Source organism: Paenibacillus canaveralius, from assembly GCF_047238265.1.
Classification (GTDB): domain Bacteria; phylum Bacillota; class Bacilli; order Paenibacillales; family NBRC-103111; genus Paenibacillus_F.
Window position 1 is genome coordinate 2,731,224 of the sequence record NZ_JBDFMM010000001.1, and the last position, 25,493, is coordinate 2,756,716.

The 25,493-nt window shown below is 52.7% G+C and carries 27 protein-coding genes and 1 riboswitch; of the genes, 11 read left to right on the top strand and 16 right to left on the bottom strand.

The window, feature by feature from the left end; genetic code table 11:
- Positions 1-92: 92 nt before the first annotated feature.
- The 5 genes from ABC395_RS12555 to ABC395_RS12575 all read right to left on the bottom strand — a co-directional run bounded on the left by ABC395_RS12555 (position 93) and on the right by ABC395_RS12575 (position 3,736).
- Positions 93-626, bottom strand: coding sequence for a GNAT family N-acetyltransferase (locus ABC395_RS12555; RefSeq protein WP_413003471.1), 534 nt, complete (start codon positions 624-626; stop codon positions 93-95).
- A gap of 229 nt (positions 627-855) precedes the next feature.
- Complete coding sequence (locus ABC395_RS12560) at positions 856-1,662, bottom strand: cytochrome c oxidase assembly protein (protein WP_413003473.1); 807 nt, start codon at positions 1,660-1,662, stop codon at positions 856-858.
- The gene (locus ABC395_RS12565; RefSeq protein WP_413003474.1) at positions 1,659-2,162 is read right to left on the bottom strand and encodes a DUF2243 domain-containing protein; all 504 of its coding nucleotides are present in this window, start codon (positions 2,160-2,162) and stop codon (positions 1,659-1,661) included. The genes ABC395_RS12560 and ABC395_RS12565 overlap by 4 nt, the downstream gene beginning before the upstream one ends.
- A gap of 178 nt (positions 2,163-2,340) precedes the next feature.
- A complete protein-coding gene (locus tag ABC395_RS12570; RefSeq protein ID WP_413003476.1) occupies positions 2,341-3,216 on the bottom strand; it encodes an S-layer homology domain-containing protein in 876 nt (291 codons plus the stop codon).
- A gap of 82 nt (positions 3,217-3,298) precedes the next feature.
- Positions 3,299-3,736 carry a GreA/GreB family elongation factor gene (locus tag ABC395_RS12575; protein WP_413003477.1) on the bottom strand — a complete coding sequence of 146 codons (438 nt, stop codon included), beginning with the start codon at positions 3,734-3,736 and terminating at the stop codon, positions 3,299-3,301.
- A gap of 222 nt (positions 3,737-3,958) precedes the next feature.
- Here ABC395_RS12575 and ABC395_RS12580 point away from each other — a divergent pair, with 222 nt between their 5' ends.
- The 7 genes from ABC395_RS12580 (at position 3,959) to ABC395_RS12610 (ending at position 10,806) form a co-directional block, all read left to right on the top strand.
- A complete protein-coding gene (locus ABC395_RS12580) occupies positions 3,959-5,308 on the top strand; it encodes a sensor histidine kinase (protein ID WP_413003479.1) in 1,350 nt (449 codons plus the stop codon).
- A complete protein-coding gene (locus tag ABC395_RS12585; RefSeq protein WP_413003481.1) occupies positions 5,295-5,933 on the top strand; it encodes a response regulator in 639 nt (212 codons plus the stop codon). Before ABC395_RS12580 ends, ABC395_RS12585 begins: the two co-directional genes overlap by 14 nt.
- Positions 5,934-6,153: 220 nt before the next feature.
- On the top strand, positions 6,154-7,110 hold the full coding sequence (locus ABC395_RS12590; protein ID WP_413003483.1) for a DoxX-like family protein: 957 nt from the start codon (positions 6,154-6,156) through the stop codon (positions 7,108-7,110).
- Positions 7,083-7,760: a DUF4166 domain-containing protein gene (locus ABC395_RS12595; protein WP_413003485.1), complete on the top strand. Its 678-nt coding sequence runs from the start codon at positions 7,083-7,085 to the stop codon at positions 7,758-7,760. The genes ABC395_RS12590 and ABC395_RS12595 overlap by 28 nt, the downstream gene beginning before the upstream one ends.
- 292 nt (positions 7,761-8,052) lie before the next feature.
- On the top strand, positions 8,053-8,586 hold the full coding sequence (locus ABC395_RS12600; RefSeq protein WP_413006738.1) for a DoxX family membrane protein: 534 nt from the start codon (positions 8,053-8,055) through the stop codon (positions 8,584-8,586).
- A gap of 391 nt (positions 8,587-8,977) precedes the next feature.
- A complete protein-coding gene (locus tag ABC395_RS12605; protein ID WP_413003487.1) occupies positions 8,978-9,829 on the top strand; it encodes a 2-oxo acid dehydrogenase subunit E2 in 852 nt (283 codons plus the stop codon).
- A gap of 608 nt (positions 9,830-10,437) precedes the next feature.
- A complete protein-coding gene (locus ABC395_RS12610; protein ID WP_413003489.1) occupies positions 10,438-10,806 on the top strand; it encodes a hypothetical protein in 369 nt (122 codons plus the stop codon).
- A 26-nt stretch (positions 10,807-10,832) separates the two neighbouring features.
- Here ABC395_RS12610 and ABC395_RS12615 read toward each other — a convergent pair whose 3' ends face one another.
- From ABC395_RS12615 to ABC395_RS12660, 10 genes are all read right to left on the bottom strand, one after another.
- Complete coding sequence (locus ABC395_RS12615) at positions 10,833-11,441, bottom strand: flavin reductase family protein (protein ID WP_413003491.1); 609 nt, start codon at positions 11,439-11,441, stop codon at positions 10,833-10,835.
- 77 nt (positions 11,442-11,518) lie between these two features.
- Positions 11,519-12,211: an ArsR/SmtB family transcription factor gene (locus tag ABC395_RS12620; RefSeq protein ID WP_413003492.1), complete on the bottom strand. Its 693-nt coding sequence runs from the start codon at positions 12,209-12,211 to the stop codon at positions 11,519-11,521.
- 361 nt (positions 12,212-12,572) lie between these two features.
- A complete protein-coding gene (locus ABC395_RS12625; protein ID WP_413003494.1) occupies positions 12,573-13,352 on the bottom strand; it encodes a TrmB family transcriptional regulator in 780 nt (259 codons plus the stop codon).
- A 148-nt stretch (positions 13,353-13,500) separates the two neighbouring features.
- The gene (locus ABC395_RS12630) at positions 13,501-13,884 is read right to left on the bottom strand and encodes a GNAT family N-acetyltransferase (RefSeq protein WP_413003496.1); all 384 of its coding nucleotides are present in this window, start codon (positions 13,882-13,884) and stop codon (positions 13,501-13,503) included.
- A 243-nt stretch (positions 13,885-14,127) separates the two neighbouring features.
- Positions 14,128-15,231, bottom strand: a complete 1,104-nt coding sequence (locus tag ABC395_RS12635; RefSeq protein ID WP_413003498.1) for a GerAB/ArcD/ProY family transporter — start codon at positions 15,229-15,231, stop codon at positions 14,128-14,130.
- Positions 15,232-15,260: 29 nt separating this feature from the next.
- A complete protein-coding gene (locus tag ABC395_RS12640) occupies positions 15,261-15,452 on the bottom strand; it encodes a hypothetical protein (RefSeq protein WP_413003500.1) in 192 nt (63 codons plus the stop codon).
- A 44-nt stretch (positions 15,453-15,496) separates the two neighbouring features.
- Complete coding sequence (locus ABC395_RS12645) at positions 15,497-16,639, bottom strand: Ger(x)C family spore germination protein (protein ID WP_413003501.1); 1,143 nt, start codon at positions 16,637-16,639, stop codon at positions 15,497-15,499.
- 1 nt (position 16,640) lies between these two features.
- Positions 16,641-18,086, bottom strand: coding sequence for a spore germination protein (locus tag ABC395_RS12650; RefSeq protein WP_413003502.1), 1,446 nt, complete (start codon positions 18,084-18,086; stop codon positions 16,641-16,643).
- A 216-nt stretch (positions 18,087-18,302) separates the two neighbouring features.
- The gene (locus tag ABC395_RS12655; RefSeq protein ID WP_413003503.1) at positions 18,303-18,746 is read right to left on the bottom strand and encodes a carboxymuconolactone decarboxylase family protein; all 444 of its coding nucleotides are present in this window, start codon (positions 18,744-18,746) and stop codon (positions 18,303-18,305) included.
- A gap of 116 nt (positions 18,747-18,862) precedes the next feature.
- Positions 18,863-19,723 carry an RNA polymerase sigma-70 factor gene (locus tag ABC395_RS12660; protein WP_413003505.1) on the bottom strand — a complete coding sequence of 287 codons (861 nt, stop codon included), beginning with the start codon at positions 19,721-19,723 and terminating at the stop codon, positions 18,863-18,865.
- 281 nt (positions 19,724-20,004) lie between these two features.
- Between ABC395_RS12660 and ABC395_RS12665 the strand changes: the two genes are divergently transcribed.
- Together ABC395_RS12665 and ABC395_RS12670 are read left to right on the top strand one after the other, a co-directional pair.
- Positions 20,005-22,176, top strand: coding sequence for a heavy metal translocating P-type ATPase (locus tag ABC395_RS12665; RefSeq protein WP_413003507.1), 2,172 nt, complete (start codon positions 20,005-20,007; stop codon positions 22,174-22,176).
- 134 nt (positions 22,177-22,310) lie between these two features.
- The gene (locus tag ABC395_RS12670; RefSeq protein ID WP_413003509.1) at positions 22,311-22,676 is read left to right on the top strand and encodes an ArsR/SmtB family transcription factor; all 366 of its coding nucleotides are present in this window, start codon (positions 22,311-22,313) and stop codon (positions 22,674-22,676) included.
- Between the two features lie 12 nt (positions 22,677-22,688).
- On the opposite strand, the gene ABC395_RS12675 is transcribed toward ABC395_RS12670, so the two are convergent.
- A complete protein-coding gene (locus ABC395_RS12675) occupies positions 22,689-23,969 on the bottom strand; it encodes an ATP-binding protein (RefSeq protein ID WP_413003511.1) in 1,281 nt (426 codons plus the stop codon).
- A gap of 178 nt (positions 23,970-24,147) precedes the next feature.
- On the opposite strand from ABC395_RS12675, the gene ABC395_RS12680 reads away from it, so the two are divergent.
- Together ABC395_RS12680 and ABC395_RS12685 are read left to right on the top strand one after the other, a co-directional pair.
- Entirely contained in the window at positions 24,148-24,300 is a 153-nt protein-coding gene (locus tag ABC395_RS12680) for a hypothetical protein (RefSeq protein ID WP_413003512.1), read from the top strand.
- Positions 24,297-25,082 carry an arylamine N-acetyltransferase family protein gene (locus ABC395_RS12685; RefSeq protein WP_413003514.1) on the top strand — a complete coding sequence of 262 codons (786 nt, stop codon included), beginning with the start codon at positions 24,297-24,299 and terminating at the stop codon, positions 25,080-25,082. Before ABC395_RS12680 ends, ABC395_RS12685 begins: the two co-directional genes overlap by 4 nt.
- A 50-nt stretch (positions 25,083-25,132) precedes the next feature.
- Positions 25,133-25,326, top strand: a riboswitch (cobalamin riboswitch).
- The last annotated feature ends 167 nt before the right edge of the window (positions 25,327-25,493 follow it).

Genomic DNA, 25,493 nt, shown 5'->3' on the forward strand with positions numbered 1-25,493 from the left:
CGAGAGCTTTGGCAAAAAGACTAAAAAATAAGCGCCGGATCGGTCTGCGGCCGTTCTTCTCTTAAATGTAAAGAAGTAAACGAAACAGTCCGCTATTCGGTTTGTCCGGAAAGTTGAAGTCTCCATTCATTCGACTTCATCCAGGAGCCTGCAGGAAATTCAACTTCCGTTTCTCCCACGAGCGAGAAGCCGAGCTTCCTGCAAATGGCGTTGGAAGCAGAGTTGGACACGTCGGGAAACGCATAAACGATTGCACCGGGCACATCGTTTCGAAGGATGGTGAGCATGGCCGATGTTGCGGTGAAAGCGATGCCGCGCCCTTGAAATTCCGGCAGAACGCCCCAGCCCACTTCAAAAATGTTCTGATCTCTCCAATTTTGCATCCAGTAGCCTACGTTGCCTACAGTGTCGTCATCCGAAAGAATAGTAAACATGCGCACCTTGCCCGGTTCGAGTTTCAAATACCTCTTGTGTCTGGAAGCTACCGCGGCTTCCGTCTCGGGTCCTCCGAGATGGGCCCACATGTCGTCGGTATTCATCCGCTGAAGCAAGGAGAAGTCATCATCTGACCATGGACGGATTGATGTATTAAGATTATCCGGCTTGCCGGAATGAAGTGTGTCCATCGCTGCCAATCCCTCCATTAAATACCTAATATCCGTATATTAGAACAAATGTTCCTGTTTATCAAGCTTTTTTTTAAAACCTTCCTTTGATTATTTCCATTAGGATGAAAAGCCGCTGTATAGCAATCCGCTTTCCGTAAAGCCGGTAGTAGAAATCTTTAAGCATCGAACCTGCAGCAGCGGATGTCGATGAGCAGCCTCTCGTCGGGACGACAAAAAAGCCGAACTGTTAGGAGTTCCGGCTTTTCTGAGGCAGGCCAGCTATGGCGGCGCCGCGGGGGCGGGCCGCTTTGTACCACTGCAGGCAAAATAACGTGATGAGCACAATATCTACGGCATCGCCGCCATAATACATGATCAGCGATCCGGTTTCCGCTTGCTCCGCTGTAACACCTTCCGGCGGGTGGGCGTATAAATATTTCGCCAAAATTCCGTGTGCGGCCAGTGCGAGGAGGAGCACCAGGGACCGGTAAACGAAACTTTTACGGTGCGGTGCCGGGTCTATGGAAATAAGAGAAGCCGTAAATAAATAGCCTGCGAGGAAAATATGGGCATGAACAAGCACGTGTAACATAAAGCTGTGATGCATCCGGGAATATAACGGCGTCAAGTATAGAATATACAGTCCCCCGATATTGAGAAGAGAACCGGTTAGCGGGTCGCTCAGCAGCCCGAATACCCGGTGCCTCATTACACCGGCAACACGCCGCGATACCCGGACGGGCAATGACCGCAGAAGCAGCGTGACTGGCGCCGCGAGTACAAGAAAGAGCGGAGCCAGCATACCGAGCAGCAGGTGCCCGGTCATATGCGCGGCAAAATCCGTGCGCGCACGGTCGGCAAGGGGGCCAGCAAGAGCGGCGGCGGCACTCGCGATACCGAGAAACGCAACCAAATATCTGCGGCGCGGCCATGCTTTGTAACTCCGGCCGCTTTTAAGCGCGCCATAAACGTAGAGCAGAAGTATAAGCAGGAAGGGCAGAAAAGAAAGCCAGCCCGGCCATACTGCGCTGTCGTGATGCACATGACCGCTCACCTTGCGCCGCTTCTTTCTGCCGCTTCCACTTCTTTGCGGGCACGGGCTGCAAGCAGGCTTCCGGTCACGATCATGACAACGGCCACCAGGTTCCAGATGATATCGTACACCGCAACATCGTCTACATAGCGGATTTGATGGAGACGCATAAGTTTATGCTGGATCGTTCCGTCATAAAGTTGAAAAATACCGCTGCCGAGAAGCGAACCGCCCAGCCACCGTTTTTTTACCCAGACGTTCCGCCTGCGGAGGTCGGCAAACATGAACAGCGCGGCGATCGTCGCAAACCAGCTGAGCGCATGAAACAGACCGTCGGAGATCAGTCCGATGTCCGTAGTGGACTTGTCATAGAAATGATGCCAGTGAAGCAACTGATGAAAAACCGTCTCATCTATAAAAGCAACCATTCCGACTCCGAAAAGAAATCCGGATCCTAAATTGCGGCCGAGGTAGGCGATACGCCCTTCGGAGCTATGTCCGGTTATGTGTCGTGCAGCCATTGGGGGATACCTCCAGAGCGAGATAGACGCTGAGCTTTCCTTCCATTTTTACCCCAATAAAAGTGTTTTAATCAGAATGCCGTCTTCAAGTACCGGGGGAAAAAATTCATGCGGATGCAAGTGACAATATGCGGATAAAAAAGCGCCGCTTCCTCTAAACGGAAGCGGCGCTTGTCAGTCAGTCGGCCTGGATATCGACTTTATATTTACTAGAAACATAGGTTTCCGTTTTCGAAGACCAGATGACTTGAGGGTACATTTTGCCCGGTTCGGGAGAAGTCAGCTTGTAATGGACTTTCGCGTGCCCGTTGTCGTTCATTTCGATTTTCGTAATCGAAATGCCGTATCCGGGGCTCGGCTGCTCCTTGCGGGTAAGTACGATTTTGTTGATGTCCTCGTTTACCTTTTCGACCGTAAAGCTTACTTCCTGGTTCTCTTGATTATCCGTCCGTTCCTTGTAGCGGTCGGTGAATTCAATCGCTTTGGCAATCATGCCGGCCGCTTCCATCCGGGTAATAGGTGCCTTGGGATGGAACTCGTTTTTGCCGTCGAGGAAGGCTACTTTCATAAGCAGCAGATTTTGTATGCTGCCTTGGTACGACGGAGTCATTTCTTTTTCGTCCGCAACTTGAATATACATCTTGATCAGCGGATAGTCGCCGGTCGCGCGGATTCCTTTAAACAGAAGATGCGCAAACTGTTCCCGGGTCAGCTCGGCAGACGCATCTGCCGCCAGTTCGACGGGCAGCCCGTTTTTTGCGGCGATTTCAAGCGATTCGGCGTACCAGGGCGCGTCTGCACCAGGTAAAGTTTCTCCGGCTGCCTTTAACTGCAGAGCTTTGACGATCAAATGCACGCCCTGCACGGACGTCAGCTTGCCCTGAGGCGCAAACTTGTCCTCCGACACGCCCTGGATCACTCCTTTGCTCTGTAAAGACTCGATAACGGCGGCATCCGGGCCTTGAACGTCGGAAAACGCCGAAGCGGAAGAAGCTGCCAGAAGAGAGCATCCCAGAGTCAGTGCTGCAATCATGTTCTTTTTATTTTTCATCATGTCGTTCACCTCAACCTTACTAACGGAAAAAATTTCTAGAAGGTTGCTTGTATTCTACCCTTTGATACAAATCGTATACCGGTTAAACGTCGCCGGCGTTCATGTACCGGATATCTTCGATCTTCACGCTGCATTCACCCGATGGAGTTTCGATCGTAAACGTCTGTTCCCGCGATCCCAGCAGAAGATGGCTTCCGATAGGAGATAAGAATGAAATCCGGTTGCTGGCCGGGTCTGTTTTGGACGGAAAAACGATCGAGTACGTATCGGACTCGTTATCATCCAGGTACCGGATCTGCACTTTGCTGCCGATCAGCACTTTGGAATGCAGAAGCTCTTCGCTGAATTCACTGATCAGATTCGTGAGCGCTTCGGAATACTCGTGAAGGCGCTCTTCCGTATAGGTTCGCGATTTTGTCGGGGAAGGAAAATAAAGCTCAAGGAACTGATGAAGTTCCTCGTCGAAATAGACGAGCTGATTAATGAGCTGGTGCCGGGAACCCGTCAGACTAAGGTTCATAGTAGATTCCTCCTTCCATCCCCAAATCCGCGCCGGCAATGCCGGTAAGCCTTTCTTTCCAGTTAGTCGTCATAGGGGTATGCCTCCTTATGTAAAAATAAGACTCCCGGTAGGAGCCCTTCCTTCTATACTATCAGAATTTTCCGCAAAAGCTATCCGTGATCGGATTTCTAGGGAGGAATATGGTAGGATAAACATAACGGCTTTCCTAAAGGTGATACAATGATTTTTTATTTTGTGGCCCTCTCGACGGCCTCGCTGCTTGTTCTGATTCCGCACCTTCATAAAGAGACCAACCGGTGGGCGGCGTTTTTTCTTTTCAGCGCTTCCATCGGCGGCTTGACCGGCTTGCTCCGGCAAAATGGCTTTACGGAACTCGCTCACGCCGCGGAATTTATTAACCATACGCTGACGCCTTACGGTGTACTCGTTTTCAGTCTGGTCTATTCGGGCGTTTTAGAGAACAATCCGCGGGCCAGGCGGCTTGCCAAAGGATTGCTGCTGCTGCCTGTTCCCGCCATGCTGATGTACACGGCTTATAAGGATGCGTTTGCCATCCATTACGGCCCGCTGCTTTTGTGGACGGCTCCTTATTATCTGAGCGCCTGCTGGCTGCTTGTTCTTTCTCTCCGGAAAGAAAGGAATCCCGTTCATAGAAGGAACCGGCTCATCACAACGCTGATCATCGTTCCCACGCTGCTTGGCGTACTGCTGTTTATTAACGTGGCACGCGTATTTTCTCCCGCATTCGATTTCTTCGGGTATGTTTCCGTTTTTATTCTATATTCGTTTGCGGTGGCGCTGCTTTGCGTGTTTGTTTACGGTGTGCTGGGCATCCGGCTCCGGTTTGAAAGGGATTCGCTCGACACGACGATGCAGGCGGTCACATCCGGCACGACGCTGCTCAATCATTCGATCAAAAACGAGCTGGGCAAAATATCGCTCAGTACGGTAAATTTGCAGGAAAGCCTGGGCGAAAAGGATGCGGAAGTGAAGGAGCATCTGCGGATTATCGCATCCGCCTCCGATCATATGCTCGATATGGTAGGCCGTATTCATAACCGGACGAAGGAGATCGTACTTAAAGAACGGCCGGTATCAATCGATAAGCTGGCTATGGACGCCGTCCGCCTGCACGAACGGTTATTTGCAACGCAGCAGATAACGATCACGACTAGTTTCGAATGCCGTCCTTCGGTCCGGCTTGATCCCGTTCATCTGACGGAGGTTATCGGCAATTTGCTGGGCAATGCGGCCGAAGCGATGCCGGACGGGGGTACGCTTACCGTGACGCTGGCACCGGTCCGGCAGGGCGCTGTGCTGAGCATCTCCGATACGGGCGGCGGAATACCTCCGGGCGAACTGCCGCGCGTGTTTGAGCCGTTTTATACGACCAAGAAAAAAGCGGACAATTACGGACTCGGCTTGTCTTACGTGTACAACGTGATGCAGAAATCCGGAGGCTCGGTGGAGATCTCAAGCAAACCGGGTGCCGGAACGAGCGTGCGTCTTTATTTTCCGCGCAGCAAAATCGTTCAATTAAACGGAGAGAAGACTGATGGAACTTATTAAAATACTGCTCGTGGAAGATGATCCGGATTGGATCAAAGCGATGACTTCCTATTTAAATAAAGAAGACGATCTCCTGGTCGTCGGCGCGGCCGTTCATCCCGACGAGGCGGTCCGTATGGCGGCGAAGCTTGATTTCGACGTGGTGCTGATGGATATTCAGCTGACCGATCGCGGACTTGACGGCATCTATACCGCAGCGGAAATGATGGAACTGCGTCCGGTCAAGATCATCATGCTGACCTCGATGTCCGACGAACATATCATGACGGAATCTTTTACCGCGGGAGCCGTCAATTATATTGAAAAAACAAGATTCCGCGAAGTTCCCCAGGCCATACGCAGCGCCTATCGTCATCCGGCCGCAATGGATGCTCTGCTGAAGGAATTTTCCCGGCTCAAACGGGAAGAACAGCTAAAAGAGCTGACGGCCGCGGAACGGGAAGTCTTCGAATTGATAGAGGAGGGCTACACGCAGTCCCAAATCGAGAAAAAACTCGTGAAGGCGGAAAGCACCCTGAAAAACCAGGTCAATAAGATGCTTAAAAAGCTCGGGGTCAAAAGCAGTAAAGAAGCGGTGGAAAAAGTGAGGAGACGGGGCATTTCGCGGGATAAACAAGGGAAATAACCCCCCATGATCCGGCGCTATGGCCGACAGGAGGTTCTACGATCGTAGAACCTCTTTTTGTCGCGTTCTAAAAAAGTTAGAACTGAGCAAAAGCATTGTTATGTCCTATACTGGCGTTATGACAATGGTGATAGGAGAGAAATGCTCGAAGGGTTCTACATTTTGTGTCACGGAATCACCCGGTTTGTGATCCGCCGGGACGCGGAGAGGGGCGAATCGAATGAAAGCAAAGCCGGTCTATGTGGAGCTCGACATTCAGACGGACATGGAGGCGCTTTGGAAAGCGACGCAGACTCCGGGACTGCATCAGCAGTGGGATCTGCGCTTTACGGAAATTACCTATCTGCCCCGAAGCGGGGAAAAAGAGCCTCAGCGGTTTCATTACCGGACACGTATCGGTTTCGGAATGGACATCGCGGGAACGGGCGAGACGAAAGCCAAAGTAAACCTGCTTACCGGGGAACGCATTTCAGGCCTCAAATTCGGTTCCGCCCAGCGGATCTCGCTGATCCGCAGCGGGAGCGGATATTGGAAATATACGCCCAAGGGCGGCGGAGTAACGTTCGCGACCTCCTATACGTACGAGACGCGTTTCGGAACGGCGGGAGGCTGGTTCGACCGGATTTTGTTCCGCCCGCTATTCGGCTATGCGACGGCTTGGAGTTTTGACATGCTCCGGATCTGGCTGGAAAAAGAAATCCCCCCGTCGGTCAGCATCCAGCGCGCACTTATGCACTATTTTAGCGCGGGACTCCTCGCACTGCTCTGGATGTACCAGGGGCTGGTGCCGAAGCTGCTCTTCCCGGAGGGAGGCGAGCTGGCCGTTCTGCAGGCGGCCGGGTGGTTCCCAGGCGGCGAGAGATTTGTGCTCGCCCTGCTCGGAGCGGGCGAGATCGGCATCGGCCTGCTGGGTGCCGCGGTTCACAGGCAGGGCGGCGTATACCTCGCCCAGGCGGCGCTGCTGATTGCGCTGGCCGCGGCCGCCCTGACCAGGAGCCCGCATTTGCTGCAGGCGCCGTTTAATCCGCTGACCTTAAGCGGAGCGATGGCCGGCCTGTGCCTGCTGGCTTTCTGGTCGAGGGTGGATTTGCCGCAGGCAAGGCGATGTTTGCGTAAGCCGCGCGGCAAGGGGAAGGAGGCGGAACCGAAATGGCATCCATATACGAGCGGGCGCTAGGGGAGGACTTCGCCAGGCTGCATCCCCGCATCCGGGAGCGGTTCGGATTTGACAGCGTTGACGGTGTCGCTTCCATCGGCGAAGGGGTGATGCACCGCATCTGGGCCAGCAAGTGGTCGGCGCTCCCGCTGCTGATCGGCACAGCGCGGCACATCATGTTTCCGGAGAGCGGCACGGAAATTCCGTTCTCCATCGAAAACTTCGCTTACCGGGACAGCTACGGCCGGGAAACGGTAACCTGGATCCGCAACTTCGCCTTCGGCTCCAAAGTCCGTCATTTCGATGCCACGATGATCTACAGCACCCGGCGCGGACGTATCGTCGATTATCTCGGAAACAAGCAGCATCTCGCCGTAGATCTTGATCTTGCGCCAACCCCCGGCGGCGGCATCCGCATCCGGTCGGGAGACCAGCGGTTTTATGAAGGCCTGCTCCAGTTTCCTTTCCCCGCGGGATTAACCGGTATCGCCGATGTCTGCGAATGGTACGATGATCGCGAAGACGCGTATAAAATTTCCGTAAAGGTGAGCAATCCCGTGCTCGGTCCTGTATTCGGCTATGAAGGCACCTTCCGTGCGCAGCTTGTCCCCTGCGGAACGGCCGACATTCCGGATCGTGTAAAACCGCTGCGGGAAGAGCTTCGGGAGTGAGGACAGATTCATTAAATTTAGCCCCCGGTCATAGCGGGCTTTTTTTAATTCTCCCTGAACTGGCGCCATTTGTGCTTCACATTCGATGTGAGGGAGAGAAAAGTCCATTAATTAACGGCAAAAAACAAATTGATAGCGTTTTAAAAATCAAGTACAATTAAGGCGTCGTTTACCATTACATGGAAAGGAGGGTATCTATATCCATTATTGGATTGAATGAATGGAGATTTTCACCAAAACACAGCTCTGACATGCTGATGCGGAGCCATACCAAAAGGAGATGATCGGAATGATGAATTGGTTAAGAACGAATGTTTACGCTTCGGGTTTACTGCTTTTGCTTCGTCTTTATGTGGGTTGGAAATGGGCAAGCGCCGGATGGGGCAAGATTACGGGAGGGTTTGATGCAAGCGGTTTTATGAAGGGTGCTATCGCCAAGCCGGTGACGGATAAGGCGACTAACGCTCTCGTTTATCCGACGTATCATGCTTTTCTGGAAAATGTGGCCCTGCCGGGTGTCAAAGCTTTTAACGTTCTGGTTCCATGGGGAGAGCTTCTGGTCGGTCTCGGTCTGATTCTCGGAGGATTGACGGCTGTAGCGGCTTCTTTCGGTTTGTTGATGAACTTCATGTATATGTTTGCGGGAACGGTGAGCACGAATCCCTGGATGATCCTGCTCGGATTTTTCGTGGCGGCCGCAGGAGCAAACGCCGGGAGATTCGGACTTGATTATTACCTGCTTCCGTATTTAGCTTCTAAGGCGGGCCGGAAAAGAAAAGCGGTCGGTTTCGACAAGGACAACAAACCTGCTTTTGAACACGGATGAAGATTTGCGGTTTTGCAGCGGTTTACAAACGAGTCTATTAGCCTTGCCTGTACGGCAGGGCTTTTTTTCTATTTCGATAATCAGTCAGCCCACCTTAGAAAAGTACTGCCTGAAACAAGAATAGGACTTATTTAATACTTATTCCTATATTGTATCATATATTCTCGCAATTTCCAGTTGCATCCAATTAAATCGTTAGCCAGCTAGATGCTTTCCTTACAGCGGGTGAAATTTGACGGAATTTGTAAGAAATGACGTGGGTTTTTTGATAGGTGCGAATCGATTGACAGCTTATAAATGTGTGAGGTAAAATTTCAAACAACAAAAGGGTCCATTAACCAATATTGGAAGAAAATACATAAAACTCGATAGAAAGGCGGCTGTATTTGATATGAGTCGGGAAAAGGAGCGGGAGCATATGGAGCATGGCCAGACTAATCAAACGGAAACGAAAGAAATGCCTGTTCACGCAAGAAGCGCGGGCATCCTTCAGTCGGACAATCCTCGGGCCCCGCTCGGTCAAACGGAAGCGGAGACAACCGGAGAAGAGGAAGAAATGATTAAAGTAACGCCCGTTCGTCACACGATAGCCACGCGCACCCTGCAGAGCGTCCGTGAAATTCCCCACGCCTTGACGACGATTGAGACGGATGTAACGGATCTGGTGAAGCTGCGGACGAAGCTTAAAGATGATTTTAAGCGCCGGGAAGGCGTTCAATTGACCTATCTGGCTTTTTTTATTCAAGCGGTAGTATCGGCCATAAAGGATTATCCGCTCATGAACTCGGTGTGGGCCGCAGACAAAATGATCAGGAAGCGCAATGTGCACATTTCCCTGCTCATCGGGACGGAAGATTCGGTTCTTGCCCCCGTTATCAAATACGCGGACCAGAAGAGCATTTCGGGGATCGCACAGGAAATCGCGGCTCTGGCACAGAAAGCCCGGACGGGGCGCCTCACACTGGACGACATGCAGGACGGAACGTTCACCATCAACAATACGGGTGCCTTCGGTTCCATCCTTTCCTCCCCGACGATCCTTTACCCCCAGGCTGCCATTCTGACGATCGAATCCATTGTAAAAAGACCCCGGGTGGTGGGCGACATGATTGCGGTCCGCTCCATGGCGAATCTCTGCCTCTCCAGCGACAACCGGATTCTCGAAGGCCGTGTGACCGGTCAATTCCTGCACAGAGTCAAGCAAAATCTGGAGGCGTTCCACCCGGATACCCGAATCTATTGAGTCTTCGGCTTCCGATTCCAAACAGCAAAGTTTGCATTTTGCGGCATTACCCAAAGAGGCACCTTTCATGACGGTTGCAAAAAACCGAATGAGAAGGTGTTTCTTTTTGCTGTCGGGGGACCTATGAAAGTTAGAACTGTTTAAGCGAAAAGCCGTTTGATATGCTCGGAACAGGCAGCTGCCTTTATATGGAGGGGGAGAAGGCATGAAGGAAACAGAGGCTATACGTCATCGGAGAAAAAGAACGGTGAGCTTTTTAGGGTCCAAGCTGGCTGCGGCCGGGACGTTGTTTGCCGTTTTTATAGGGATCACCCTCGGGGACGGGGCGGGCTTCTATCAGATTTCGGAAGCGGCAAGTTTTCCGTATCTTTGGTGGCTCGTTTACGGGTATGGCGTTGTTTACTCCGTTCTCGTCGACCTCATCCTGTTCAGATTTTTTCCGTCGGCCCGGATCGGCACGAGAATAGTGATCTACGGTGCGGGGGGGATTTGCCCCGTTCGTCGTTCTTTTTTTCAATACGTCCTATATAGCGGTTTCGGGTTTAACCGGATCTCTTTGCGCGCTATTTTTCTATGCGGCGGATTCCTTGTTCAGAAGAACGAAAATAGTGTGGGCCGCTGTTGGCTTGTGTTTGCCGGTGGTTCTGGCCGTAATTGCCGGGAGTGATTTTACCGAAACGAAACAATGGCAGGAGGTCCGCACTCCTTCGTCCTATGAGGCAAGCTTCGCTTATTTTAACGGTGAAAAAGCGGTTCCGGTCCCTATCCCGAAGGGTGAAACCGCCCTGTTGACCTATTCGTGGACGATGAAAAAAGGCGGATACGAGGTCAGCTTTACTGACGTGCAGCAGCTTCCCGGAGATCCGCCGGAATCTGACAAAATCCGCATCCGCGCACCGGAATCCGGCGTTGCTACCTTAATCGTTACAGGCGATCATGCGGAAGGAACGTTCAGGGTGGAATGGACGGTAGAGTAGGACAAGCCGGTCTATGCGGATGCCGGTCAGGTTTCGGACCTGAATGATTTGCCTTTCTCCGCATCCAAGCCGAAGTAATGACGGAAGCTGTAAATAAGCGGATTCCAAGCGGCGGGATTTACATAGCGTTCTCCCTGTATGATCCGCTCTTCGGCGTGAACGGCCCGGGACTCCGTCTCCACGATACAGAATCCGTCACTGGGATGTAGGGTCGCGAGGACGGCTTCGATTTGGAGCGGGCATTCCCGGATTCTCAAGGGCTTCACATGTTCGGAGGGAACAGAGGTAAAGCCGGCAGCCGCAAATTTGTCCTTTTCGTACCGGTATAACCCGCGTTTAGCTTCCGGAACGGGAGATTTGCCGGTCAGGGGAGCGAGCTTCTCGACCTGTTCCCACAGCGGGCTGTCCGGAAGGTTGATCACGCATTCGCCCGTACGCGACAAATTTTCCAGTCCTTTACCGCCGTTCCCGATGCCAAGTACAATCCGGCTGCCGAGCGCCCAAGCGGACGACAGGGGAGAGATATTCGTGCTTCCGTCCTCGTTCAGAGTCGTAAGCAGAACGACGGGCGTGCCAAAATAAAGAATCGAAGGCCGGATCGTCCGGAACGTTTCCTGTGCTTCTTGTTTGATCATCACTATCACCTCGTAAAAAGTATACACGTCCGATTGTTCGGTCTCCGTCGAATGATCCCTGCAAGTTCAGCGCGATTTCAGCGCAGGTTCAGATTCACCCCTAAGTGCCTCAGTCCGTCGCGCCCGGATTCGGTGATCCGGACGGCCCGCCCGCCGGGAATACGCTCGATCCATTCCCGCCGGAAGAGCTGCTCCGTCAAGGCGGCGCCGAGGCTTCCGGCGATGTGATACCTGCGCTCGCTCCAGTCCAGGCAGCACTTGGCGAATTGTCTGCGGCTTCTGCGGAGCTCCGCGCAGTCTATGTCGAAGGCACGGAGAAAGATTTCGCCTTTCTCCGTAACCGTAAAATCACGGCCGGACTGTCCGATGATGCCCGATTCAAGCAGGCGGTCCGCGAGTGCCACTCCAGCTTCCCCCGCAAGGTGGTCGTAGCAGGTGCGGGCGAAGCGCAGATGATTGAGCCGGTCGTGCTCCCGCAGCGACTTGACCGGCTTGGGCAGCGCCAGCGCATTCAGCGCTTCAAGCGCATCGGCCACCTCCGGCCCCGCAAGCTTGTAGTACCGGTGCCGTCCCGAGAGCTCGACCGTGAGCAGGCCGCCCTCCACCAGCTTGGCCAGGTGGGAACTGGCCGTCTGGGGAGTAATGCGGGCGGCTCCGGCCAGCTCGCTTGCCGGCATGCATTTGCCGCTAAGGAGCTCCAGTAGCATCTGCATCCTGGACGGTTCTCCGATTAAGCCTGCCAGGGTGATCGTATCAGGTGAAGCATTCATATTCGCATCCCTCCAAAACGGTTGAATTTCCATACTTCCACAATAGCACATCCACTATTCGACGGGGATCGAATTTTACGGATGCCGCCTAACGGATTAGGAAATTGCATAATAAGCGTAACTGGGAAACGACAAAAAAGAGTCTAAAGCAGACTCCTTGAATAGTTAATGGGATTAAATAATGACAGTAGTTAACGAGATTAATTAAATAGTTAGTTAATGTTATTAATTAAATGGAATCAGGCTTTCAATTTTTTTCACTGCCTTATGAATGGCTGCATTACCCGTCATTATTCGGGTGTTATTTGCAGAAAAGACCGTGCCGCTCAAGCTTGTTACCGTTCCCCCGCTTCATATCCCCCTACAAAATATCCCGGTAAGGTTCGAGTATCTTTTTGTAATCCTCGCCGTAGGCGGAACGCAGCTCCCGGTCGAAATCCCCCTCGATCGTTTCCAGCACCACATCGTGATAAAGAGCGGTGATCAGCAGTTCCGTCATCGAAGGATGATCCGTTTCCAGCGCGGACAGCTTGAGGCCGGACGTGAAGCTGCCGATAATGGCTGCGGTGGAATCGCTCAAGATCGAAAACTTCCGGCTGGCCGTGTTGTTCCATTCTTCGCTTCGCCGGTGAACGAGTACGCGCCGGAGCGGGCTGTGTGTTTCTCCGATCGTAATGAGCGTGACGGAGATGCCGCGCCGCTCCGCATCAAGCAGGCTTTCCTCGACCCAGTGGACGTCCTCCGCCCAAATATCGACTACAAGGGTTTTGCGGGCATTCGCAATGACCCGGCGGACCGCTTTTTTAAGCGGCTCTTCGCCGTACCAGGAATAGAAGGAAGACGTTTTCCGCGGCGGCGGCTTAAGCTCCTGGAGAAGCTTGGCGGAAGTTTTCTCGAAATCCGATTGAAGGGTGCGGATAAGCTCCTCGATCGGAACGGCGTCATAAAGCGCCGGATCCCCTTCGATGACCCGGCATATGCCTTGTTCCGTCAAAGCGCGGAGCACTGCATAAACATTGGTCCGGGAGACAGACACCCGCTTGGCGACCTCGTAGCCGGACAAGTGCGGTTCTTCATGCAACGCGAGGTAACACCTGGCTTCCAGATCCGACAGCCCGATTTTGCGCAGCTCTTCGATCATAGGGAACCTTCTCTCTTATTTTGAGTAGTATTATTTCATGATACTACTATGGTCCGCATAAAACGTCAAGCCGAACCGGCGTCAGCAGGTTAACGAGTCCTCGGTGCCGGGAAAACAGATGCAGCCGCCGGACCGCATCTGCCTCTTTTTACAACGGCAGGGTAAGAATATGCTGAGGACCCAGCGGCCCGATTTTCGTTTTGCCGTGATCCTCGAATCCGCATTTCAAATACAAATTCCGGGCCGGAATATTTTTCTTATTGACCCCGAGTCCAATGATACGGGCCAGAGGAAATTCCTCCCGGACGAAATCGGGGAGCAGGAGCAGTCCCTGTTTGGCGTATCCTTTTCCCTGTTCGGAGTGATTGACAGAGAAAGCTCTCAGGGCAAGTGTCTGAGGTTCGTCTGAATACAGGGAGGTCTCTTCGCCGTCATACAACACAAAAAAACCGACAGGCTCGGAACCGGCCGCAATGACAACCGGAAAGCGGTGAGGGTCACCCGCGGCAGACGCGAGCACTTCCCGGGGCATAGCGCTGTACTGCAGACTGCTCGTCCGGCAAATAGTAAGAACGGAGCCTTTCCTCATACCCGTTTGTATAAAATTCCAGACGTACGAATGGTTTTACGGCAGATGCTGACATTGTATCTCTCCAATTTCTAGTGTAATGAGCGTCTGAACCTGCTTTGAAAACGGTTCTTCTTCTTACACCATATCACAGCCCAAAATGAATTTGTATGGGAAGCACAATTAGAAACGGAGCTCATCTGCCGTTTATTCGCCGGCCTCGACGTATTTTTTGCCGAGCTTGCTTCTTGCATATGCGATGATCGCATAGTAAACGGGCAGCGCGTCTACCAGCACCCAAAAGCCGACGATGGCCATGGAGTTCATTTCGACCAGAAAACGGGCCGTATCCCGTGAATATTGAAGAGCCAATATGGCCGATGTGCCCCCCAGCAGAGGGAGAATCGCTTTTCTCGTCTGAAATTTAAACAATTGGGCCGCACACTTGGTTCCCACATAAAGAATAAATCCGTCATGCACGAACATGGAGGTTGTCCATAATCCGATCAGCAGAGGATCCGCATTGCCGAGAAACCCTTTCAACGTGGAACTCCGGATAAGTTCAAGCAAAGGATATTGAATCCGGCTGCCGAAATACGGGCCGAAATTCAATAAAGTCAGCAGCCACTGCAGGAAGACAGCTAAAGTCACAAGCACACAGGCCGCGAGCAGGTTGCGGAGCGTTTTCGGACCGAATTTCAGATGGGGCACCATAAACAGAAAAACGAACCATTCGCCGAACCAGGAGACGACGGTGAACGCGTCATGCACCGCCAAGCCCATTTTGTGGTGGGTCCATAAGGCGGGAAGCATTTGAAAATCGGCGTTCGCCGTAAACAAGCCCAAAATGACGGCCACTCCGATCATTGTGATGAGAAAAAGCCCGTCCGCCATATACACGATGGAAACGAATCCCCACCGCGCTGTTATCATGATGACCAGTCCGATGAGAAGCTGAAGAACCCACTGGGGCGTTTCTCTCATGTAGGTAGATCCGTAGAACAGCGTAAAGCTTTCGAGATCAAGAGAAACATAATACACGCACCAGTACAGCACAACGAACAACACAATGCGGTGCGGCCATTTTCCGACGATTTGTTCCCCGAACTGGACCCAGGGTACGCCGGGGTTTAGCCGTCCGATATAGACGGTGCAGCAGAGAAAAATCACGCTGATAAGACCGCCTATAAGCAGGGAAATCCAGCCCTGATAACCCGAGGTCGTAATCAACGGAGAAATCAGAAAAGCGACAGGCTGAGAAATCATGTATATCGTCGCAAAGCGGAACGTCTGCCAGGATGTCGAGCGCACGCGTTCACCTCCTTCATCCGGAAAATAAATTAATCCAGCCAGCCCAACAGATAAAGCGTCAGCTGATTGGGCTGAGGCCACCAGGTGAAGACGGAAGCCAAGGTATTCCAACTGCCGAGTACGGCAAACAGAATCCAGAATTTGACGGTGTTGCCGGGAGGCTTGGGCTTAGTCCGCACCCATTCCAGCAAGCCGAAAGCGAAGAAAGCCAGTGCGATCATTTCGGAAATTCCTCCTGTACGTAGAAGACGGAGACGGTGAAAATTTAAGACTGGATACCGGTCCGTTTTATGGTAATCTCGCACTTGAATTCGATGTCGAGATCGTTCTTGTAATAATCGCCCCAATTCTCGCGGTTCTTCTCCCAAAATTCAGGATAATTCCAGTCGAGCAGCATGCCGAGCTTCAAGACATCCGTTTTCGCTTTCTGTGTTTTGGCAAATGCGCTTTTCAAATCTTTTTCGATTTTTTCGCGCAGCTTTTGTTCGATGAGGGTATTGATTTCCAACTCCTCGCGGTTCATCGGATCCTTTTTGTGGAGCAAGTCTCCGTCGCCTTTCAGAGTCAGCGTAAACCGGGGACCCCCGGGCCCCATGCGAACGGTTTTTTTACTCGTCAGCTGATTAAACAGGACATCCGCCTGGCCGTCGTCCCATTCCACCGTATAAACCTGCCTGCCCAACCCGCCCAATGCCCAGGAGAGGGCCCGGCCTTCTGCGCTTGGAAGGACTCCCGTAAGCTTGTCATCGCTATACAGGGCGACTCCTTGAATGCCCGTCCAATGCTCGGGCTTTTCGTTTTCGCTTGCCATTTTCATCGTCCCGATAGACAAATAGTTGGTGGCGACGCCATGACCGGAAGCTTCTGCGATCAGGCACTCTTTGGCGCTTGTATCCAGCATGGTTTTTTGCAGAAACATTTTAAGCAGCACTTCTGCCGGCATTTGTTCGTACACGGGCATGAGTTCCGCTATTTCCCTCGCTTTCCCCGGGGCCGTATTCACATATGTGCTTAGATGAAAAGTAGCTTCCCGCTGCATCCAGTCGAGCAGATCCTTGATTCCGTTTTCCGCGTATTGTCTGCCGATAACGACGACCCGGGTATGGCCGAAATTAATCTTCCGCGTCAAATCCCGTTGAATCAGCATAAGCGCTTGCGGAATCGAGCTGCCTTGCTTGCTGATCATCGCGTAAGGTTTCCCGTTGGCCGCGCCGCTTCCCGCCTGCTGTCCGGACATAAGACGGTTCGGCAGGGGACTGGAGATCGTGATTTCGACTTTATCCGGAGAATCCCCCTGATCGATGTATAAGGCGAAAATAAACGTCTGTTCGTCGATTTCGACCTTCGACCAGCAGCCTGTGAGGAGCAGCAGCGGAAGCAGAACCAGAAAAAGTCCGATCCTCCGCATATTATTTCTGTCTCCTGAAATTCCGGTCGGTGAACGCTTTGGAACGCTTGGTCATCGAAGACGAAGGCACACGCATGAAGATGTCCTTCCAGTCCCGGAGAACGAGAGGCGCCAGCGGGCTCAGGTATGGGGCGCCGAACGATCTCTGGCTGCAGAGATGACCGTATACGATGAACGTGGCGGTAAAAACGCCGATGAGGCCCGTCGTACCTCCGATGAGCAGGAGAGGGAAGCGCAGCAGACGAAAGGCCAGCCCCAGCTCAAAATGGGGGATGATATAAGAGGCGATTCCCGTGATGGAGACGACAATAACCATGGGCGCCGACACGATCCCGGCTTGTACGGCCGCCTGTCCGATTACGATCGCGCCGATAATCGAAATCGTCTGGCCGACAGGCTTCGGAATGCGCGTGCCCGCCTCGCGCAGACCTTCGAAGGTCAGCTCCATAATAAGAGCCTCCGTCAGCGCGGAGAAGGGAATATTTTCGCGGGCCGCGGAGATCGTAAGCAGCAGATCCGAAGGGATGATTTCGGGCTGAAAAGTTGTGATTGCCACGTACAACGAAGGCAAGAGCATCGATATCATGGCGAAGAAGATCCGCACAAGCCGAATCCAGCTCGCCGACAAATAGCTCTGATAATAATCCTCGGAAGACTGGAGCAGAGACAAGAGGGTGACGGGAACGAGAAGGGCGGACGGCGTCCCGTCCTGCATAATGGCGACCCGGCCTTCCAGCAGGGAAGCGGCGACGGAGTCCGGCCGCTCCGTATACTGGAATTGGGGAAAGGGCGTCTTGTTGCCTTTCTTCATCTGCTCCGACAGATAGCTGATCCCCAGCACCCCGTCGATGGAAATTTCCTTGATTCCTTTATCCAGATCTTTTAATATTTCGGGTTTGCACAGCCCCTCGATATAAACCATGTACACGGTCGTCTGCGTATAGGTGCCTACGGTGTATTTGACGGTTTTCAAATCGGGATGCTTGATTTTATGCCGGAGCAGGGACAAGTTGCTGACAATATCTTCGATAAACGCTTCTTGCGGTCCGATAACGACGAGCTCGTTCTGGGATTCGGAAACCGCCCGTTTCTGGTATTTGACGACATCGAAAATATAAGCGCTGCCCAGTCCTTCAATGCAGAGCGCCGCTTTGCCGTGCACAAGTTCCCGGACCGCATCCTGCGACGCGTAAACGGGTTTGGCGGGCAGCGGGAACAGCGTCCCTTCCTCCAGAAGCTGGAGAAATTCTTCATACTCATGATCGCCCTGGGCTTCGGCTATGAGGACGGAAGCGACCTTCTCCTGAAGCGTCTTCACATCGACAATCGATTGGATATAGATCAGGACACAGGAGCGCTCGTACAGGAAAAAAGGCTGATAAACCGTATCCTCGCTTCCGGTAAGAAGCTTTTGTATATTTTCGTACATCAGTCCCTTCGTTTCCATGCGGTTCCCTCCTTGTAAGCATCCGGTGTTCTTTTTCTTTAGAATGCGGAAATTTCTGCAAGTTATGCAGGAAAGCCGGACAAGCTTATAGAGGGGGGACAATTAGAAGCGGAGTTGATTGTCGCCTGGGAGACTGCCGTTACGGCAAAAACTCCCTTGCCATAGGGCAAGAGAGTTTGTTAGGGAGCCTTCCAACGAAGTCAGTATAAGGAGAAATCAGTCGGCGGCCGGCATCTTCCTGGACGTTACGGCAATCCGGTTCCAGGCGTTGATGACGACGATAGCCATAATAATCTCGGCGGTCCGGACCTCATCGAAATAGAGGCGCACTTCGTCGTACACGTCGTCCGGGACATGGGTTTCGGCGACGAGCGTAACGGCTTCCGTCAAAGCGAGCACCGCACGTTCCTCCGGCGTAAAAAACGGCGTTTCACGCCAGGCGTTCAAGGCGTAGATGCGCTGCTCGGTTTCCCCGTGCTTGCGCGCGTCTTTCGTGTGCATGTCGATGCAGAAGGCACATCCGTTCAACTGGGAAGCGCGTATTTTGATCAGTTCTTTCAGCGATTTGTCCAGACTTGAGGACCCCAGGTACTGCTCCAGGCCCAACATGGCGGTATATCCTTCGGGAATCAGCCGGTCCATTTGAAGACGTGTTTTCATGGTATCTTCCTCCTCTTATTAGCAGTTCAGTCATAGAACAGATGAGGAGGCTTTTTTGTGACAGAAAAAAAGAAAAAAGCGGAAAAAGTTTTCCGCTTCCTTGCTTCGGGTTAACTCTATAGACGGATTCCGTGCAGCTTCTCGGGATTGCCGACTATATACAGCCGGTCTACACGGCCTTGTTCCCAGTCCCAGCGCATGCTGACCGCAAGGGCCGGACGCTCGTCGCGGATAAGTACGCAGCCAGACTCTCCGTTGATCCGGGCGGGAATGAGAGTGCCGCTGAAATACCCGCGCGGCCAGATGCCTTCGAACAGCGCCCGGATCCGCCGCGAGCCGTAAATGGGACGCAATGCACAGCGGACTTTGCCGCCGCCGTCCGTAACGAGCACGGCTTCCGTAGTCATCTGTGCGATAAAAGCCGCAAAATCACCCGTTTTGGCCGCCTCCATGAACAATTTCACGAATTGTTCCTCCTGCTTGCTTGCCTGCGCGGGGGCGGGCTCCATCCGGACAAGCTTCGTTTTGACGCGGCTGTAAATTTTGCGGCAGTTCTCCTCAGACTTCTGGAGAGCTTCTCCGATCTCCTTGTAGCTGTACTGGAGCGCTTCACGCAGGATGAATACTGCCCGCTCGACCGGATTCAGCATCTCCATCATAACGAGCAGCGCATAGGAGACGGTTTCTTCCTGTACCACCTGCTCGGCAAGGTCCGGCAGGACGGCCGACGGCTCCGGCAGCCACTCACCCGTATAAACTTCTCTTCGGCTGCGTGCGGATTGAAGAAAATTAATGCTCCGGTTGGTAACCGCCTTGCACAAATAAGCCTTGATATTCCCGATACGGCTGAGATCCTGCTGCTGGATCTCCAGATAAACATCCTGAATGATATCTTCGGCATCGCTCAAAGTCCCGAGCATCCGGTAAGCGATGGAATAAAGAAGCGGATGGTACTGTTTGTACAACGTTTCCGTCATGGAATCCGAACCTCCCGATTTCCTTTGGTACCTGTTCTTTTTTTATCATAGCATCCTTTCGGATTTCAGTCTCTAATCGCTCTTGTCGGCTCCAGAAAGGGATGCTGAAAGGAATACGGGAAGGGATGCGGAAAGGGAAGCGAGATGGGGGAATCCGATATTTTTGTGCTCCATGAACTTCCAGCATCTTGACTTTGCTTTTCCAGAAATTTATTATATGAACATATACTCATATTTTGCATACCTTATAAAAAACGTTTGTTTGGAAAGAAGGAATGGAGATGGAGGAGCACCGCGTAAAAGGACTAACCTGCGCCAACTGTACCCGTGAACTGGAAGAACAGATTCAGAAGCTGGAACACGGGGCCGAAGCCAGACTCAGCTACAACAGCGGCAAACTGACCGTGGACAGCCGTATATCCATGCCTGCGGTCGAGAAAATTTTGAGCAGCGACGGGGCTTATCTGCTCAAACCCCAGCCTGCGGGCGTACATTCGCACGAGGGGCACGGCCACAGCCATAACGGCCATTCGCATGGTCACGATCACGGCCACTCACATGATCACGATCATGGCCACTCACATGATCACGGGGGGCAATCCAACCGGGCGATCACCCGTAATCTTGTCATTTCCGCGGTGCTTTTCGCTATCGCGTTTTTCACGGACGGACGGGTATCCGCTTATGTGTCCATCCCGCTGTACCTGATTATCATGGCGCTGAGCGGTTACATGACGTTTGTTAAAGGCGCCAAAAACTTGTTCCGATTGAAATTCAACATCGATACGCTAATGACTATCGCGCTCGTGGGAGCCATTGTGATCGGAGAATGGAAGGAAGCGACGCTTGTCGCCATCCTGTTCGGTCTGAACGAGCTGCTCGAAGGAATGGGAATGGAGAAAGCCCGCCGTTCCATGGAAACGCTGCTCCAGGTCGCTCCGAAAGAAGCGGTGCTTCTGACGGACGGCCAAGAAACGATCGTCCCGATCGCGTCCCTTAAGATCGGAGATCTCGTACAGGTCCGCTCCGGGCAGAAAATTCCTTCCGACGGCATCGTGGAAGAAGGAAGAAGCTCGGTCAACGAAGCCGCGATAACCGGGGAATCTCTCCCGGTGGAGAAAGCGCCCGGCGAGAAGGTGTTCGGAGGCAGCATCAACAACGAAGGGCTGCTTAAAATCCGTATCGAGAAGGCGTACCAGGATTCGTCCCTGGCGAAAATCCTTCATCTCGTCGAGGAAGCGCAGGAGACGAAAACGCCGACGGAGCTGTTTATCAACCGCTTCGCCAAGTATTACACGCCGCTTATTATGATCATCTCGATGCTTGTCATTATCATTCCGCCATTGTTCCTTGGCGGCAGCTGGTCGACGTGGCTGTATCAGGGGCTGGCTGTTCTGATCGTCGGCTGTCCGTGCGCCCTGATTTTGTCTTCGCCGATCGCCATCGTATCCGGCATTACCCGCAACGCCCGTCACGGTATTCTGATCAAGGGCGGCGTATTTCTGGAGCAGCTGGGCAAAATCGATACGCTCGCGTTCGATAAAACCGGCACGCTGACTAAAGGGGAGCCGCATGTGGAGAAAACCGTCGTGCTGGATGAGCAGAGGTTTTATCCGGCCGCCGGTGCTATCGAGAAGTCTTCTTCCCATCCTTTGGCCAAAGCGATCATGAAGGAAATCGAAGCGAAAGGCATACGGGCCGGAGAAGCCGACTCTATCGAAACGGTATCCGGCAGGGGAGTCGTGGCGAGCTTCCAAGGTGAGCGCTACTGGCTCGGCAACGAGAAAAGCATGGAGCACCTGCGGATTCCGGCGGATATTCAGCGGCAAATCGATTCACTGAAAGAAGAAGGACTTACTTTAGTTATAGTCGCCGATCAGGAAAAAGTGCTTGGCATGTTCGGAATCTCCGACGAGATCCGGGAAGAAAGCCGTGAAGTGATCGCCGCCCTGCACAAAGCGGGCATTCATAAAACGGTCATGCTGACCGGAGATCACCGGAAGACTGCGGAGAAAGTCGCCAAAGCCGTCGGCGTAAGCGAATATTACGGCAATCTGCTTCCCGAACAGAAGGTCGACAAGATCAAGGAGCTTGCCGCGCAGGGAACGGTTGCCATGATCGGGGACGGCATCAACGACGCTCCCGCTCTCGCCTCCGCGCAGCTGGGCATCGCCATGGGCAAAGGCACGGACAGTGCGGTGGAAACCGCCGACATCGTGCTGATGCAGGATCACCTCGGCAAGCTGCCTGAAGCCATATCGGTGGCGCGGCAGGTGAACCGGGTGATCAAGATGAACATCAGCCTGGCGCTCGGTTTGAAAGCCATCGCCCTGCTGCTCACGATCCCCGGACTGCTGACCTTATGGATCGCCATATTGTCGGACATGGGAGCCACCATTTTCGTCACGCTGATCAGCTTGACGGTTCTTATCGAGAAGAAGCCCTCTTCATGATCTTAAATCCATAAAAAAAGTGCTCCGCACCGGGTGCGGGGCACTTTCTTATTTGCCCGGCGGAGAAGGGACTCCCTTAACCGTAATGTTTTTGATATAATAGGCCGTATGGAAACGAAGGCGGTGAATGGATCATGCAAAAACCAATCGAAGACCTCTGTGACGAATCCTGCGCGGGGACGGGACCGGACGGGACCGCTCTGGAGCATGCGAAAATGAACGAATCCATGGCCGTTAACATGGCCGAAATGTTCAAGGCACTCGGCGATCCCACGCGCGTCAAAATTATCTATGCGTTATCCCAGCAGGAATTGTGTGTCCACGATCTGAGCGTCGTGCTGGAAATGGGGCAGTCGGCCGTTTCCCATCAGCTCCGTTATTTACGGAATGTCCGGATCGTCAAGCGGCGCAAAAGCGGCAAAACCGTCTTCTACTCTCTGGACGACGATCATGTGAAAGAAATTTTCCGCCAAACCCTGCAGCATCTTGTGCACGTATAAGAAACAGAGTATCTATTCTCCGGAAATAGATACTCTTTTTTTTGCGGACAAAGGGAAGATGATCATCACCTCGGACCCTTTGCCGACTTCGCTGGCAAACCGCATTTTTCCGCGCATGGCGTCGATCAGGCGGGTCGTGACCATAAGGCCGAGCCCGGTTCCTCTGCTCTTGGTCGTATAGAAGGGAGCACCCAGCCGCTCGATTTCTTCCTTGGTCATGCCGCTCCCGTTGTCGGTGATGGTAATAACGGCTTTTTGCTTGCGGATATGACCGTGAATCCGGATAAGACCGTCCGTTTGGGTCGATTCGATTCCGTTTTTGATCAGATTGATGAACGCCTGCTTTAGCTTGGAAGGATCTCCATCGATAAAAATATCGTCCTCGCAGGAAAGCCGGATGACGGCTCCCGACATGCTGGCGTAAGGTTCGAGCATCGTCACGGCCTGCTGAAGCGAATCGCCGATATTGATGAGGCCCGTTTCGGTCAGTTCGGGTTTAGCGAACAGGAGAAATTCAGAGATGATTTTCTCGGCCTGATCGAGTTCACCGATAGCGATGTTTAAATAGCGGCCAAGCTTCTCGTCGGCTTCCTTCTGAGAAATCTGGATATAACCGCGCGTCACTTGAAGCGGATTGCGGATCTCGTGAGCGACGCTCGCGGCCAGATCGCTTAGATGCTGGAGCTTCTCGGCTTTCTGGATCTCGATACTCATCTGGTCATGTCGGAGCATATGCTGAAACCACAGGATGAGCAGAACCGGCAGCAGGAGCTGTACGACTGTAAGAAGACTTACCTGCGGCAGCAGGTCCTTCCAGACAAAACCGTGATGCGAAACGATGTAAGACAGCCAGAGGAGCAAAGCGGCGGTGCCGATGCCCGCGTACAAGAGCGACAGGGCGATTTTTTTGCGTGAAGGATACTGGTAGAAGAATCTTGCCCTCAGCAGAATGGGAACAAAGCCGGCCGCATAGAGAATGACGTCCGAAACGCCGAAAGACGGGAACATGACCCCATGAAAAATGAGCATCATCCCGAGCGCCGTAAACCCGCCGTAGTACCCTCCGTACATAAAAGCGAGCAGAAGAGGAACGCCTCTTAAATCCCAATAAAAATCGGGAACGAGGTACATGACCGGATAACTTATGCTGAAAATGCCGGAAAATCCCATCAGGATTCCCATCAGAAACCGGTTCCGGATTTTTTCTCTTTTGTAAAATCGGGTTAGCATAAAAATCTGATAAATATGAGGAGGAAATGTCATGATGAACAAATGGACAAGGATATCTTTCACGGGCCGCACTCTCTTTCTGAAAGAAAAAAGAACTCAGATTCCTATTATGGAGTTCTCTGGCAGATAATGCAATAAATAATGATGCCGCCCGGGCGGAAAATCATCAAATATTGGTGAACATGGAGGATTATTTCACCAAGTTGTTGAATCTTTTCAGAACAAGCCGGAGGTGTTGAGAATGAAAATACTCGTCAGCCAGCCTAAGCTGGAGCGGAATCTGCACGGCGAACCGCTGTTCATCTCGAAATGCGATGTACGCAGCCGTATCGTGAATCTGCGCACCAAAGAAATCACGGTTTGCGAGGATGCCGTAAAGGAGGATATCTCATGAAAACCGACAGAGAAGCTTTAAAACCTGAAGTGGAGGCGTATCTCAACCGGATCGGTTACGAAGGGCCGCTGGATGGCAGTCAGGAAGCGCTTGCCAGGCTGCAGGAGCTCCACCTGCACACCGTTCCGTATGAAAATCTGGATATTCTGAACGGTGTTCCGCTGTCACTGGACATAAAACATTTATGCCACAAAATCGTCGAGCGGCGGCGGGGCGGCTACTGCTTCGAGCTGAACGCCCTGTTCGGCTGGCTGCTGCGCCAGCTCGGTTACCCCGTGACCGATTATGTCGCCCGGTTCTGGCGGGACGAGACGGAGCTGCCGCCAAAACGCCGCCATCACGTGCTGAAAGTGGAAGCGGAAGGAGTCAGCTACTTATGCGACGTTGGCGTCGGGGGCATAGTGCCGAGAAGACCCGTCCGTCTTGCCGAGAAGGTGGAGCAGCGGCAGGGCGAGGAGCAATACGTCATGGAACGGGACCCCGTATTCGGCTGGGTGCTTTCCGAGAAGCACCATGGAAGCTGGAGACGCATCTACTCGTTCACCGAAGAGCCTCAACTGCCCAAAGATTTTGTCATGGCCAGTTTTTGGTGCGAGCACAGCCCGGACTCCATTTTCACAAAAAATGCGATGGTAGCCATCCGGACCCGGGAAGGACGAAATTCGGTGTCGGGCAAGGAGTTCAAGCTTTTCACCTCCGAAGGCGTGCAGACGTTCATCCCTGAAAACGATGCCGCCTACAAGGAAGCTCTGCTGACCCATTTCGGCATTCCGGCGGAATAAAGCTTGCATAAACATGCCGCGTTGTGTATAGTCATTTCTAAGTTAACCAATTGAATATGTTGGGAATAGGTGCCCAGCCCCTCGGGGGAACTGGAGCTTAAAAGGGAAGTCCGGTGAAAAACCGGCGCGGTCCCGCCACTGTAACAGAGGAGTCAAGGCGAACATGCCACTGGTCTTAGACCGGGAAGGCAGCCGAAGATGATGATTCTGGAGCCAGGAGACCTGCCTGTTCTGACAGCACTGCTTTACCTACGGGAGATAGGGAGGTGTTAAAGTACGGGCCGCTGTATATACAAACAGAGGGCGTCTTTATCCTTGTCTGCTTCGGGATAATGACGTCCTTTTTTTATTTGATCAGTTAAAAAAGCAACGAAACAGAGAACTTATGCAAACATCCAATTCAAGCGACTA

Bases quoted from the DNA above. Each gene is read 5' to 3' on its own strand.
- ABC395_RS12555 (WP_413003471.1), bottom strand. From the start codon at position 626: ATGGACACACTTCATTCCGGCAAGCCGGATAATCTTAATACATCAATC.
- ABC395_RS12565 (WP_413003474.1), bottom strand. From the start codon at position 2,162: ATGGCTGCACGACACATAACCGGACATAGCTCCGAAGGGCGTATCGCC.
- ABC395_RS12570 (WP_413003476.1), bottom strand. From the start codon at position 3,216: ATGATGAAAAATAAAAAGAACATGATTGCAGCACTGACTCTGGGATGC.
- ABC395_RS12575 (WP_413003477.1), bottom strand. From the start codon at position 3,736: ATGAACCTTAGTCTGACGGGTTCCCGGCACCAGCTCATTAATCAGCTC.
- ABC395_RS12580 (WP_413003479.1), top strand. From the start codon at position 3,959: ATGATTTTTTATTTTGTGGCCCTCTCGACGGCCTCGCTGCTTGTTCTG.
- ABC395_RS12585 (WP_413003481.1), top strand. From the start codon at position 5,295: ATGGAACTTATTAAAATACTGCTCGTGGAAGATGATCCGGATTGGATC.
- ABC395_RS12590 (WP_413003483.1), top strand. From the start codon at position 6,154: ATGAAAGCAAAGCCGGTCTATGTGGAGCTCGACATTCAGACGGACATG.
- ABC395_RS12595 (WP_413003485.1), top strand. From the start codon at position 7,083: ATGGCATCCATATACGAGCGGGCGCTAGGGGAGGACTTCGCCAGGCTG.
- ABC395_RS12600 (WP_413006738.1), top strand. From the start codon at position 8,053: ATGAATTGGTTAAGAACGAATGTTTACGCTTCGGGTTTACTGCTTTTG.
- ABC395_RS12605 (WP_413003487.1), top strand. From the start codon at position 8,978: ATGAGTCGGGAAAAGGAGCGGGAGCATATGGAGCATGGCCAGACTAAT.
- ABC395_RS12615 (WP_413003491.1), bottom strand. From the start codon at position 11,441: ATGATCAAACAAGAAGCACAGGAAACGTTCCGGACGATCCGGCCTTCG.
- ABC395_RS12620 (WP_413003492.1), bottom strand. From the start codon at position 12,211: ATGAATGCTTCACCTGATACGATCACCCTGGCAGGCTTAATCGGAGAA.
- ABC395_RS12625 (WP_413003494.1), bottom strand. From the start codon at position 13,352: ATGATCGAAGAGCTGCGCAAAATCGGGCTGTCGGATCTGGAAGCCAGG.
- ABC395_RS12630 (WP_413003496.1), bottom strand. From the start codon at position 13,884: ATGCCCCGGGAAGTGCTCGCGTCTGCCGCGGGTGACCCTCACCGCTTT.
- ABC395_RS12640 (WP_413003500.1), bottom strand. From the start codon at position 15,452: ATGATCGCACTGGCTTTCTTCGCTTTCGGCTTGCTGGAATGGGTGCGG.
- ABC395_RS12645 (WP_413003501.1), bottom strand. From the start codon at position 16,639: ATGCGGAGGATCGGACTTTTTCTGGTTCTGCTTCCGCTGCTGCTCCTC.
- ABC395_RS12650 (WP_413003502.1), bottom strand. From the start codon at position 18,086: ATGGAAACGAAGGGACTGATGTACGAAAATATACAAAAGCTTCTTACC.
- ABC395_RS12655 (WP_413003503.1), bottom strand. From the start codon at position 18,746: ATGAAAACACGTCTTCAAATGGACCGGCTGATTCCCGAAGGATATACC.
- ABC395_RS12660 (WP_413003505.1), bottom strand. From the start codon at position 19,723: ATGACGGAAACGTTGTACAAACAGTACCATCCGCTTCTTTATTCCATC.
- ABC395_RS12665 (WP_413003507.1), top strand. From the start codon at position 20,005: ATGGAGGAGCACCGCGTAAAAGGACTAACCTGCGCCAACTGTACCCGT.
- ABC395_RS12670 (WP_413003509.1), top strand. From the start codon at position 22,311: ATGCAAAAACCAATCGAAGACCTCTGTGACGAATCCTGCGCGGGGACG.
- ABC395_RS12680 (WP_413003512.1), top strand. From the start codon at position 24,148: ATGAAAATACTCGTCAGCCAGCCTAAGCTGGAGCGGAATCTGCACGGC.
- ABC395_RS12685 (WP_413003514.1), top strand. From the start codon at position 24,297: ATGAAAACCGACAGAGAAGCTTTAAAACCTGAAGTGGAGGCGTATCTC.